Consider the following 12,044-nt stretch of genomic DNA (forward strand, 5'->3'; position numbering starts at 1 on the left):
TCCTCACTCTAACCGGTGACGCCGTACGGCTCCGGGGTGCGCCAGCGCTCGAAAGGCCGGTCCAGGGTGTACCGCCCGTCCTCACCGAGCAGCAGTGTCCGCGACTCCCCGTTGCCGGGATTGGACAGCGACTCGAACTCGGCGACGGACCAGTGGAACCAGCGCATGCAGAAGAGCCGCATGGTCAGGCCGTGGGTGATCAGCAGCACGTTGGGGGGATGGTCGGCGGCCTCGAAGCTCCGGTGCAGGCTCTCCAGGAAGGCGTCGACCCGGTCGTACACGTCGGCGCCGGACTCGCCCTGGGCGAAGCGGTAGAAGAAGTGCCCGTAGGCGTCGCGGTACGCCTTCTGGAGCCGTACGTCCTCCGGGTCCTGCCAGTTGCCCCAGTCCTGTTCGCGCAGCCGGGGCTCCTCGCGTACCCGCACCAGCTCAGGGTCGAGGCCGAAGGCGCGGAAGGTCTCATGGGTGCGGCGGTAGGGCGACACGTACACGCTCACCCGCTCGCGGCCGAACTGCTCGCGCAGCCGTACGCCCGCCTCCTCGGCCTGGCGCCATCCCGTCTCGGTGAGCCTCAGGGAATGGTCGGGCTCACGTTCGTACACCGTGTCGTCGGCGTTGCCCGCCGACTCGCCGTGCCGGACGAGGACGATGCGTCGCGGTCTCACCATGACTCGACCCTAGGGCCTGTCGTGTGGATCTTGACGGGGCACCGGCCTCCGGGCCTTCAGACCGTCCAGCCGGGTTCGAGATCGACCACGTCGCCCGCCAGTGCCGCGACGTCCGCGGCGGTCTGCGCACGGAGCGACAGCCGCTCGACCCGCTCGATCCGGTACTTGCCGTGTTCGGCGGCCGACTGCCACATCGAGAGCACCAGGAACTCATTGCCCGGGGCGTCCCCGAACACCCCGCGCACCATCCCCGGCGAGCCCGCCATCGCCGGATTCCAGACCTTCTCCTGCATCAGCGCGAAATGCTCGACGCGGTCCTCGTGCACCTTGCTGTGCGCGATCCGGACCACGTCCGCGTCGGTGAACTTCGGCTCGAAACCCGTCTTCACGTCGAAGCGGTAGTCGAAGAGCTTGGCCTGGGCTTCCCTGAAGGTGCCCGACTGCGCGGCGGCCAGCCGGTCGTGGGAGCGCGCCATGAAGGAGTCGTAGAAGGCCCGGCTCTCCCAGAAGGCGAAGACGTGCGCCACCCCCGGCCGCCCCCTGCTCCAGCCCCCGCCCTGTCCCCGGAATCCCGGCTCGCCGAGCAGCCCCGCCCATTTGCGCTGCCCGCGTTCGAAACCACGTCGGTCTGTCACCGTGCAGCGAATCCACTTGACCAGCACCGCGCCATCGTACGGGGCCGAACGTGGCCCAGGTCACGGTCCGGGAGGTCCGCACGCCGGGCACCGCGCCGGATCCCGCGCCGAGACCGCCGGGCGAGGGGGGACCGGGTGGCGAGTCGTCGCCATGTGGCGTCAACTCGCCGTTACCGGCAGTGCGTTGTCGGTCCAGCCGACTAGCCTTGCGGTCAGTGATGTTGGACGTACGGAGGGATGACCGGTGAGCAGAAGTCTCAACAGGGGGGTCAAGAAGATCGAGGTCGTCCTCAAATGGGATCCCAGCGAACTGGGCCGGCCGCCGCACGACCTCGACATCGTGGCCGCGACGTACACCGCGAACACCCCGAGCAACCGTCCGGCGTATCTGGTGCACTTCGACAGCCGCTCCCCCGACGGCACGATCATCCTGGAGAGGGAGAGCCGCACGGGCCAGGGCTTCGGCGCCGACGAGGTGATGAAACTGGAGCTCGACCGGCTGAACGCGGACTACGTACGCGTGATCGTGGGAGTCGTCATCCAACAGCGCGAGGGCCGCCGCACGTTCAGCGACATATCGCGCCCGACGGTCCTCCTCCGCGAGGGCCTCACGGAACTGACGGCGAGCGACTTCACCGCCGCCCCGGGCTCGACGGCGGCGACGATCGCCGAGTTCACCAGGGACGAGCTGGGAAAGTGGGACTTCTATCCGGCTTTCCGGGGCTTCGACGCCGACCCCCAGGAGTTCACGGAACAGATGGGCGGAATCTGACGGCTCCGCCGGCCGCTTCAGGGGCCTTCCACGCGAAGTGGGGCCGCCGGCCGTGGCCGGCGGCCCCGCTTCAGGAGATCAGCTGCAGCCGCTCGTCGACCCGCAGCCCTCGCAGATGTAGCAGGACCCGGCCCGCTGCATCTTCGTACCGCACGAGAAGCAGAGCGGCGCGTCGGCGCTGATGCCGAGCTGCATCTCGACCAGCTCCGCCGAGGTGTGCGCCTGCCTGGGAGCCGGCGCCTCCGCCGCGTTCGACGTCGCCGCCGACCCCACGGACTTCAGCGGCTCCACCGGGCGCGGTGCGGACTGCACCAGGCTGTCGGCGTCCAGTCCCTCGTCCTCCAGGGACGGCTCGTACGAGCCGGTCTCCAGGTGACGCTGGCGCTCGTCCGCCGAGTGGATCCCGAGGGCCGAACGCGTCTCGAACGGGAGGAAGTCCAGCGCCAGACGCCGGAAGATGTAGTCCACGATCGACTGGGCGAGCCGCACGTCCGGGTCGTCCGTCATACCCGCCGGCTCGAAGCGCATGTTCGTGAACTTCGAGACGTACGTCTCCAGCGGGACGCCGTACTGAAGACCCACCGACACCGCGATCGAGAAGGCGTCCATCATGCCCGCGAGGGTCGACCCCTGCTTGGACATCTTCAGGAAGACCTCGCCGAGCCCGTCGTCCGGGTAGGAGTTCGCCGTCATGTAGCCCTCGGCGCCGCCCACCGTGAAGGACGTGGTGATGCCGGGACGGCCCTTGGGCAGGCGCATCCGGACGGGGCGGTACTCGACGACCTTCTCCACCGCCTGGCGGATGGTGTCCTCGGCCTTCTCCGCGACCTGTTCCTTCTTCTTCGCGGAGAGCGGCTGGCCGACCTTGCAGTTGTCGCGGTAGATCGCCAGCGCCTTGACGCCGAGCTTCCACGCCTGGAAGTAGACCTCTTCGACGTCCTCGACGGTGGCCGTCTCCGGCAGGTTCACCGTCTTGGAGAGCGCGCCGGAGATCCACGGCTGGATCGCCGCCATCATCCGGACATGGCCCATCGCGGAGATGGAACGCTCGCCCATCGCGCAGTCGAAGACCGGGTAGTGCTCGGGCTTGAGGCCGGGCGCGTCGATCACGTTGCCGTTCTCGGCGATGTGGGCGACGACCGCCTCGATCTGCTCCTCCTGGTAGCCCAGGCGGCGCAGGGCCTGCGGCACCGTGCCGTTGACGATCTGCATCGAGCCGCCGCCGACCAGCTTCTTGAACTTGACCAGCGCGAGGTCGGGTTCGAGTCCTGTCGTGTCGCAGGACATCGCCAGACCGATGGTGCCGGTGGGCGCGATGACCGAGGCCTGCGCGTTGCGGAAGCCGTTCTTGGCGCCGAGCCGGATGACGTCCTGCCAGGCCTCCGTTGCCGCGGCCCAGATCGGGCTGTCCAGGTCGTCGACGTGCACGGCCGCGCTGTTGGCGTCCGCGTGCTGCTTCATGACGCGCTGGTGCGGCGCGGCGTTGCGCGCGTAGCCGTCGTACGGACCGACGATCGCGGCCAGTTCGGCGGAGCGCTTGTACGACGTGCTCGTCATCAGGGAGGTGATCGCGCCGGCGAGCGCGCGCCCGCCGTCGCTGTCGTACGCGTGACCGGTCGCCATCAGCAGGGCGCCGAGGTTGGCGTAGCCGATGCCCAACTGACGGAAGGCGCGGGTGTTCTCGCCGATCTTCTGGGTCGGGAAGTCCGCGAAGCAGATGGAGATGTCCATCGCCGTGATGACCAGTTCGACGACCTTGGAGAAACGGTCGATCTCGAAGGACTGGTTTCCCTTGCCGTCGTCCTTGAGGAACTTCATCAGGTTCAGCGAGGCGAGATTGCACGACGTGTTGTCCAGGTGCATGTACTCGCTGCACGGGTTCGAGCCGTTGATCCGGCCGGATTCCGGGCAGGTGTGCCACTGGTTGATCGTGTCGTCGTACTGAATACCGGGGTCGGCGCAGGCCCACGCGGCCTCGGCCATCTTGCGGAAGAGGGACTTCGCCTCGACCTCTTCGATGACTTCGCCGGTCATCCGGGCGCGCAGCCCGAACTTCCCGCCGGCCTCGACGGCCTTCATGAACTCGTCGTTCACACGAACCGAGTTGTTGGCGTTCTGATACTGGACGGACGTGATGTCGTCGCCGCCCAGGTCCATGTCGAAGCCCGCGTCACGCAGGGCGCGGATCTTCTCCTCTTCCTTCACCTTCGTCTCGATGAAGTTCTCGATGTCGGGGTGGTCGACATCGAGAATGACCATCTTGGCCGCACGGCGCGTGGCGCCACCGGACTTGATCGTCCCGGCGGAGGCGTCGGCACCGCGCATGAAGGAGACGGGACCCGATGCGTTGCCGCCCGAGGAGAGAAGCTCCTTGGAAGAACGGATCCGCGAGAGGTTCAGGCCGGCGCCCGAGCCGCCCTTGAAGATCATGCCCTCTTCCTTGTACCAGTCGAGGATCGACTCCATGGAGTCGTCGACGGCCAGGATGAAGCAGGCCGAGACCTGCTGGGGCTGCGGCGTCCCGACGTTGAACCACACCGGCGAGTTGAAGCTGAAGATCTGGTGCAGGAGGGCGTACGCCAGCTCGTGCTCGAAGATCTCGGCGTCCGCGGGTGAGGCGAAGTAGGCGTTGTTCTCGCCCGCCTTGCGGTACGTCTTCACGATCCGGTCGATGAGCTGCTTGAGGCTCGTCTCACGCTGGGGCGTGCCGACAGCCCCGCGGAAATACTTGCTGGTGACGATGTTGACCGCGTTCACCGACCAGAAGCCGGGGAACTCGACGCCACGCTGGTCGAAGTTGACCGACCCGTCGCGCCAATTGGTCATGACGACGTCCCGGCGCTCCCAGACCACCTCGTCGTACGGATGCACGCCGGGGGTCGTGTGGATTCGCTCGATACGCAGGCCCTTGCCGGTCTTGGCTCCCTTGCTCCGGGATCCTCGCGCCGTCGGACCGCTCGCCGTCTCTGTCATGCCGCCTCCCATATACAGGCGAAAACGCCCTGAAGTGCCACGTTCTTCCCTTGGCACAGTGATGTGTCCGTCGCCACGGGCGCCGCGTGGGGCGCTCATGACGGGTCTCATCGCCGCTGGGCGCCCGATCGACAATGATCGGTCGCTGAGCTGTCGCGATAGGTCGGTAACCGATCGATAATCCATCGATGACCGATCGGTGGTCACCGACAAGTCGGTGTGACCGGTGCCGCTGCCGCTGCCGGTGTCCGGTCAGTCGGCGGCGGTGACGGGCTCGGGGACCCCGGGGGTCTCGCCGGCCCCGCCTTTCTCTCCAGGAGGCCGCGTGCGGAGCTCCGCCACGGCGGCCTCGAAGTCTTCGGGCGAGTCGAACGCCCTGTATACGGATGCGAAGCGCAGGTACGCGACGAGGTCGAGCTCCTGCAAGGGGCCGAGTATGGCCAGCCCAACATCATGGGTGGTCAGTTCGGCGCTGCCGGTGGCGCGCAGCGCCTCCTCGACCCGCTGGCCGAGTTGGGCGAGAGCGTCCTCGGTGACCGGTCGCCCCTGGCACGCCTTGCGCACTCCGGAGATGACCTTGGTACGGCTGAAAGGCTCCGTGACTCCGCTGCGCTTGATCACCATCAGCGAGGCGGTCTCCACCGTCGTGAAACGGCGCGAGCAGTCGGGGCACTGACGGCGGCGCCGGATGGACGTCCCGTCGTCGGTGGTGCGACTGTCGACGACACGGCTGTCGGGGTGCCTGCAGAAGGGGCAGTGCATGGCTTCCGACCCTCCTTCACAGCACGACTGAGAAGCCCCGACGGGCCCTGGGCGGGCCGTACGAAGCGGTCTCCAGCATAAGCGATGACCTCGGCGAGGAAAGACCCGGGACCACTACTTCTGGGCGACTGAGCCAATCCAACCACTACATGTGGGGCTCGCGCACGCTTCGGGACGGTCGCGCGTGTCGCGGCGGGCGAGGGATCGGCGGCCCTGCGGCGCTCGGTGCGAGCGGGCCGGGCACGAGAGTACGGGAGCCCGGAAGGTACCGCGATCCCGGGCCGCCCGATGAGACACTGGGGGCGCCGTCGGCCCTTCCGTGAGAGCGGTGGGCACTGCCTCCACAATCCCTCGGCGAGCGGTGGACGACTCTTGGACGGACCGTGGCCGACCGCCGCGACGGGTCGCGCGGAGGGTGCCGAATACGCGCCACATACACCGCCGAAATAGTCGCGTCAGCGCTTCCGGGGATTTTCACTCGAACGTGTGTTTGGCGCAACCTTTCGAAAGCAACTACCGTTGTCCAGCTAGGGAGAACATTTCGAGAGGGGCCGACGTGACCACCGCAGCAGACAGCGCCACCATTACCGCCCAGGACCGCTCCCAGAGCCGACTCGAGCCGGTGCATGCCATGAATGACGCAGCCGCAAATCCGGAGGGCGTAAAGCCCACCCGTTCGCTGCCCGGCCGACCTCCTGGAATCCGGGCGGACAGTTCCGGTCTCACGGACCGGCAGCGGCGGGTCATCGAAGTCATCCGTGACTCCGTTCAGCGGCGGGGATATCCCCCGTCGATGCGGGAGATCGGCCAGGCCGTCGGCCTGTCCAGCACTTCCTCGGTCGCCCATCAGCTGATGGCTCTGGAGCGCAAGGGATTCCTCCGCAGGGATCCGCACCGGCCGAGGGCGTACGAGGTCCGGGGGTCGGACCAGCCGAGCACCCAGCAGACGGACACGACGGGCAAGCCCGCCGCGTCGTATGTGCCGCTCGTCGGCCGGATCGCGGCAGGTGGGCCGATCCTCGCCGAGGAGTCCGTCGAGGACGTGTTCCCGCTCCCCCGCCAACTGGTGGGTGACGGCGAGCTGTTCGTCCTCAAGGTCGTCGGAGACTCGATGATCGAAGCGGCGATCTGCGACGGCGACTGGGTGACGGTCCGCCGCCAGCCGGTGGCGGAGAACGGGGACATCGTGGCCGCGATGCTGGACGGCGAGGCCACCGTCAAGCGCTTCCGGCGCGAGGACGGCCATGTCTGGCTGCTCCCGCACAACGCGGCGTACCAGCCGATTCCCGGCGACGACGCGACGATCCTCGGCAAGGTTGTGGCGGTCCTGCGGCGGGTGTGAGGGCTCGCCGGCTCCAGGCCGGCCCCGGGACTCACTGCGCCGGTCCCGGGGCCTCGCTGTGCCCGCCCCGGCTACTGGCCGTCCGCCTTTGCCTTCGCGTCGATCGCGGCGAGCGAGCGACGGGCCTGGTTGCGGTCCGTCGTGTACCAGAAATCGGGCATCGAGGCCCGCAGATAGCTGCCGTACCGCGCGTTCGCCAGCCGCGAGTCCAGTACGGCCACGACACCGCGGTCCCCCGAGGCCCGCACCAGCCTGCCGGCGCCCTGGGCCATCAGCAGGGCGGCATGGGTGGCCGCCACGGACATGAAGCCGTTGCCACCGGCCTCCTCCACCGCCTTCTGGCGCGCGCTCATCAGCGGATCGTCCGGGCGCGGGAACGGAATCCGGTCCATCACCACCAGCTGTGAACTCGGCCCGGGGACGTCCACGCCCTGCCAGAGCGAGAGTGTGCCGAACAGACACGTCGCGGGGTCGGCCGCGAACGCCTTGATCAACTCGCCGAGGGTTTCCTCCCCTTGGAGGAGGATCGGCGTGTCGAGACGGCCGCGCAGCTCCTCCGCCGCCGCCTGAGCGGCCCGCATGGACGAGAACAGCCCGAGCGTGCGGCCGCCGGCCGCCTCGACCAGCTCGGCGAGCTCGTCCATCATGTCGCCGCGCGACGGCTCCCGGCTCGGAGGGGAGAGATGGCGGGCGACATAGAGAATGCCCTGCTTGGGATAGTCGAAGGGCGAGCCGACGTCGATGCCCTTCCACTGCGGTACGTCTTCCCCTTCGGTCCCCTCCGGGGCCAGCCCCAGCGACGCTCCGACGCCGTTGAAGTCACCGCCGAGCTTCAGCGTGGCCGAGGTCAGGACCACCGAGCGCTCGTTGAAGAGCTTCTCCCGCAGCAGGCCGGAGACGGAGAGCGGGGCGACCCGCAGAGACGCCCCGAACCGGTCGTGGCGTTCGTACCAGACCACATCCCACTCGCTGCCGTTGGCGATCCGCTCCGCGACGGTGTGGACGGACTCGACGGACGCGAGAGCCTGTTTACGTACGGCGTCCTCGTCGTGCACGGACTTGTCGCGGGTGGCGCCCATCGCCGAGATCACCGTGCGCGCGGCGTCACGCAGGGCCATCAGCGCGTAGCCGAGGTCTTCGGGGATCTCTTCGAGCCGGCCGGGGAGCGCCAGCTCCATCAGCCGCTCGAACGTCTCTGCGGCCGTCTGGAGCGAGTCGGCCGCCTTCTCGTCGACCAGCTTGGCCGCGCGGCGCACCGCGCGGTTGACCTGGCCGGGGGTGAGCTCGCCGGTGGCGACGCCGGTCACCCGCGACACCAGCTCGTGGGCCTCGTCGACGATCAGCACCTCGTGCTGCGGGACGACGGGGGCGCCCTCGATGGCGTCGATGGCCAGGAGCGCGTGGTTGGTGATCACGACATCGGCGAGCTTGGCCCGCTCGCGCGCCATCTCGGCGAAGCACTCGGCGCCGTACGCGCACTTCGTCGCGCCCAGGCACTCACGGGAGGACACGGAGATCTGCGCCCACGCCCGGTCGGAGACACCCGGCGTGAGATTGTCGCGGTCGCCCGTCTCCGTCTCGTCCGCCCAGTCCCGCATCCTCAGCAGGTCCTGGCCGAGCTTGCTGGTGGGGGCCGCCGCCTCGAACTGGTCGAAGAGCCCGTCCTCCTCTTCCTGCGGCACGCCCTCGTTGAGGCGGTGCAGACACAGGTAGTTGGAGCGGCCCTTGAGCATGGCGTACTCGGGCCGCCGCCCCAGCAGGGGGCTCAGCGCGTCGACCGTGCGCGGAAGGTCACGCTCCACGAGCTGGCGCTGGAGGGCCAGGGTCGCGGTGGCCACCACGACACGCTCGCCGTGCGCCAGCGCGGGCACCAGATAGCCGAGGGACTTTCCGGTGCCGGTGCCGGCCTGCACGAGCAGATGGGAGTTGTCGTCGATGACCTCCGCGACTGCCTCGGCCATGGTGACCTGGCCTGGGCGTTCCACACCGCCGACAGCGGTGACGGCGGCATGGAGGAGCTCGGAGAGAGATGGCTTCGTCATAGCTCGACCACCCTACGGCTCGCCACTGACAACGACGATCACGTTCCGTCCGCGGCGCCAGCCGGGAGCGCCAGCGGGTTGGGCACCGTCCCGTGCACGGCGGCGTGCGGGCGCTCCGCGCGGTCGCGGTATCCGTCGACATGCAGCCGGTTGCGGTTGAGACAGAGCCGCGCGATACGGGGCGTGAGCAGGTCGAACGTGTCGAAGCGATCCTTGAGTTCGGGGAACCGGGCCTGGTGGCGGAGGATCTCGGCCCGTACGAGTGACCAGAACGTCCGCTCCGGTACGGCCAGTTGGTCCTCGCACAGCGGCGCGAGATAGCGGAAGACACCGATGAAGAGCCCGGAGTGGATGAACTGGGTGAGGAACGACGGCTCTTCGGTAAGGAGGATCTCCCGCACCTCCGGCGGCATCGCCTCGTGCTCCGGCAGCGACTGGGCGCTGACGTTCACGTCGTCCACGAAGTCCTTGATCGCGAGGCGCACCGGTACATCCCTCTCGTCGAAGACGACGACGGCGTTCTCCCCGTGCGGTGAGAAGACGGTGCCGTAGCGGTAGAGGAAGCGCAGCAGGGGCGGCAGCAGCGCGGCGAAGAGGCGGGTGAGCCAGTCCTCGGCGGAGAGCCCGGAGCGCTCCACGAGCTCGGCGGTAAAGGCGCGGCCCTGTGGATCGGTGTGCAGGAGGGACGCGAGAGTCCGGGCGCGCTCGCCGGGGGCGAGCCGGGCGGGGAGGGGTTCGCGCCAGATCGCGCCGAGGAGTTCCTTGTACTGGTACGGGACTTCGGGAAGGTGGTCGTAGAGCGGGTGGGTCACCGTCACCGACGCAACTTCGCCGAGCAGGATCACTCCGCATTCGTCGCGGAGGAAGGGGTCCGACTCGTACAGCTCTCGCATCCAGGCGGTGACGGCCGGAGCGGCGAGTGTGCGTTCGGTGGGCAGGCCGCGCCAGACAAGGGTGTTGAGGATGGACAGCGGCAGTTTCACCGTGTGCCGGTCCGGTCTGGTGGTGTTGAGGAACGTACGGATGGACTGCTGCGGCAGTCTGACGTCGCCGTCGGTGGGGAGCGGGACGATCGCGCCGCCGGCGATCTCGGCGGCGTAGAGCGGCAGGAGCACTTCGTCCCACTGCCAGGGATGTACGGGGAGATAGAGGTACGTGTCCGGGTCGAGGCCGCGCGAGCGGAGCACGGAGGCGAAGCCGTCACGTGTCGCGGGGTCGAGTTCGGAGCCGTAGAGCTGCTCGGGCGAGGCGAGGGAGGGGACGCCCCGGTAGGCGGCGAGGTCGGTGCTGACCGCTATCCAGGGGAGCGTGGAGGGGGTGCGGGACTCGGGTGCCCAGCGGGTGGCGTCGGTGGCCGAGAAGCCTGTGCGGCCCTTGTTGAGTATGAGCCAGGGGTGGCCGGTCTGGTGGCCTTCGAGTTCGGCGTAGTCGAGGTCGGCGAGCTGGGCCGTGGTGAGCGCGGTGCCGTCGATCCTGGCGTCGGCGACGAGGGTGGCGTTCAGTTCGCGGACGAGATGGCCGAGGGTGGCGCCGTCGATCGCGAGGGTGTGGCGCGCGAGGACGAGGAGGCGGAGGGGGTCCCGGAAGGGCTGTCCCGCGTGTTCGACGGAGTCGGGGTCGACGCGCCAGCTGCCGTAGGCGCCGCGTCGGGCGGTGAAGGTGAGGGGGGTGCCGTCGTCGAGCGCGAGCGTGTAGTGGTCGGCGGCTTCGCCGTTGGCGCCGGCCCCCGCGACGGGCTCGATTATCTCCTCGTACGCGAATTCGCCGAGGAGTTTGGCGAGGAGGCGGGCGGCGGCCCCGGCCCAGAGCTGCGCGGTCAGTTCGGGCGGGGTGAAGAGCGGGGTGATGGTGAGGGGGTCGCCGGGGACGGAGTTGCCGGTGGGGCTGGTGTTGGCCGTACCGGGGTCACCGGATATCGGGCTTCTGGCGGAACCTCTGCCGGGGGTCGCGGAGGCACGTGCGGTCGGGAATGTCGGCAAGGGGACTCCTCGGGACGGAACCGATGTGGATCGTGCGGTGCGGGGAAAGCGGCGGGTCGTTCACAGCAGGTCTCGCAGGGCTCGTTCGCGAATCATGAGCGCGGCTCGTTTGTCGGGGAGGTCGAGCTCCGCCGAGAAGCGGAAGCCGGCGGTGAGAAAGGCGGAGACGGAGGGGGTGTTGCGGATGTCCGGTTCGGCGATGACGCGGCCGCAGCGCGGGCGGTGGTCGAGGACGAGGTCGGAGACGGCTCGCAGGAGGGTCGTGCCGACACCACGGCCGCGGTTGGACACACCGCCGACAAGAAGGTGGATTCCGGTGTCATGGGGACGGGCGGGGTACTGGCGGGCGAGAGGATCGAGATCGGCGCGGTAGAGCTCCCAGTAGCTCATGGGGACACCGTCCAGCACGCCCAGGCACGGGACGCTCCGTCCGTCGCCGCGCAGCTGGGTGTCCAGATGGTCGGCGGTGACGGCTTCGGGGCCCGCCAGCTCCCAGAAGGCGGCGACGGCGGGGTCGTTCATCCAGCGGCTGATGAGGGTCAGATCGCGTTCGACGCGTACGGGAACGAGCCGGAAGACACCGGCGGAGGTGCCCGCCACGCCCCATCTGGCGGGGAAGTCGAGGAGCGCGGACTCGCCGGCACCGGCGGCCGGCGCCGGTGTTTCGGCGGGCACCGGTTCATCCTCTCCGAACAGCGCGACGAGTTCCTCGGTCAGCCGCAGGTCGAGGGTGTCCTGGGCATCCCCGGCCGGCTGCGCTCCGGGACCTCCGGGACCGGCTCCGGTGCCGCTCTTCGCACCGGTACTGGTCCTGGTGCTGGTGCCGGTGCTCGCGTCGGTGGGAGGCACGGTGGCGGTCTCCTCTCGGCAG

9 protein-coding genes are annotated in these 12,044 nt (G+C 69.0%); 2 read left to right on the forward strand and 7 right to left on the reverse strand.

What is annotated here, in order from left to right; all coding sequences use genetic code 11:
• Window positions 1-8: 8 nt before the first annotated feature.
• Both OIE74_RS09260 and OIE74_RS09265 read right to left on the reverse strand, forming a co-directional pair.
• Window positions 9-668 (reverse strand): histidine phosphatase family protein, encoded by a 660-nt coding sequence (locus OIE74_RS09260; RefSeq protein ID WP_329380652.1) that lies wholly within the window; start codon window positions 666-668, stop codon window positions 9-11.
• Window positions 669-724: 56 nt separating this feature from the next.
• On the reverse strand, window positions 725-1,330 hold the full coding sequence (locus tag OIE74_RS09265) for a YdbC family protein (protein ID WP_329380655.1): 606 nt from the start codon (window positions 1,328-1,330) through the stop codon (window positions 725-727).
• Window positions 1,331-1,547: 217 nt separating this feature from the next.
• On the opposite strand from OIE74_RS09265, the gene OIE74_RS09270 reads away from it, so the two are divergent.
• Window positions 1,548-2,075, forward strand: coding sequence for a TerD family protein (locus OIE74_RS09270; protein WP_329380657.1), 528 nt, complete (start codon window positions 1,548-1,550; stop codon window positions 2,073-2,075).
• A gap of 78 nt (window positions 2,076-2,153) precedes the next feature.
• On the opposite strand, the gene OIE74_RS09275 is transcribed toward OIE74_RS09270, so the two are convergent.
• Both OIE74_RS09275 and nrdR read right to left on the reverse strand, forming a co-directional pair.
• Complete coding sequence (locus OIE74_RS09275) at window positions 2,154-5,048, reverse strand: vitamin B12-dependent ribonucleotide reductase (protein ID WP_329380660.1); 2,895 nt, start codon at window positions 5,046-5,048, stop codon at window positions 2,154-2,156.
• A 252-nt stretch (window positions 5,049-5,300) separates the two neighbouring features.
• Entirely contained in the window at window positions 5,301-5,810 is a 510-nt protein-coding gene (gene nrdR, locus OIE74_RS09280; protein WP_329380662.1) for a transcriptional regulator NrdR, read from the reverse strand.
• 556 nt (window positions 5,811-6,366) lie between these two features.
• On the opposite strand from nrdR, the gene lexA reads away from it, so the two are divergent.
• The gene (lexA, locus tag OIE74_RS09285) at window positions 6,367-7,152 is read left to right on the forward strand and encodes a transcriptional repressor LexA (protein ID WP_189109009.1); all 786 of its coding nucleotides are present in this window, start codon (window positions 6,367-6,369) and stop codon (window positions 7,150-7,152) included.
• Between the two features lie 71 nt (window positions 7,153-7,223).
• On the opposite strand, the gene OIE74_RS09290 is transcribed toward lexA, so the two are convergent.
• The 3 genes from OIE74_RS09290 to OIE74_RS09300 form a co-directional block, all read right to left on the reverse strand.
• Window positions 7,224-9,194, reverse strand: coding sequence for an ATP-dependent DNA helicase (locus OIE74_RS09290; RefSeq protein WP_329380665.1), 1,971 nt, complete (start codon window positions 9,192-9,194; stop codon window positions 7,224-7,226).
• 38 nt (window positions 9,195-9,232) lie between these two features.
• Window positions 9,233-11,041 carry an IucA/IucC family protein gene (locus tag OIE74_RS09295; RefSeq protein ID WP_329392216.1) on the reverse strand — a complete coding sequence of 603 codons (1,809 nt, stop codon included), beginning with the start codon at window positions 11,039-11,041 and terminating at the stop codon, window positions 9,233-9,235.
• Between the two features lie 192 nt (window positions 11,042-11,233).
• Window positions 11,234-12,022, reverse strand: a complete 789-nt coding sequence (locus OIE74_RS09300; protein ID WP_329380667.1) for a GNAT family N-acetyltransferase — start codon at window positions 12,020-12,022, stop codon at window positions 11,234-11,236.
• Between the last annotated feature and the right edge of the window lie 22 nt (window positions 12,023-12,044).

The organism is Streptomyces sp. NBC_01716, from assembly GCF_036248275.1.
Classification (GTDB): domain Bacteria; phylum Actinomycetota; class Actinomycetes; order Streptomycetales; family Streptomycetaceae; genus Streptomyces.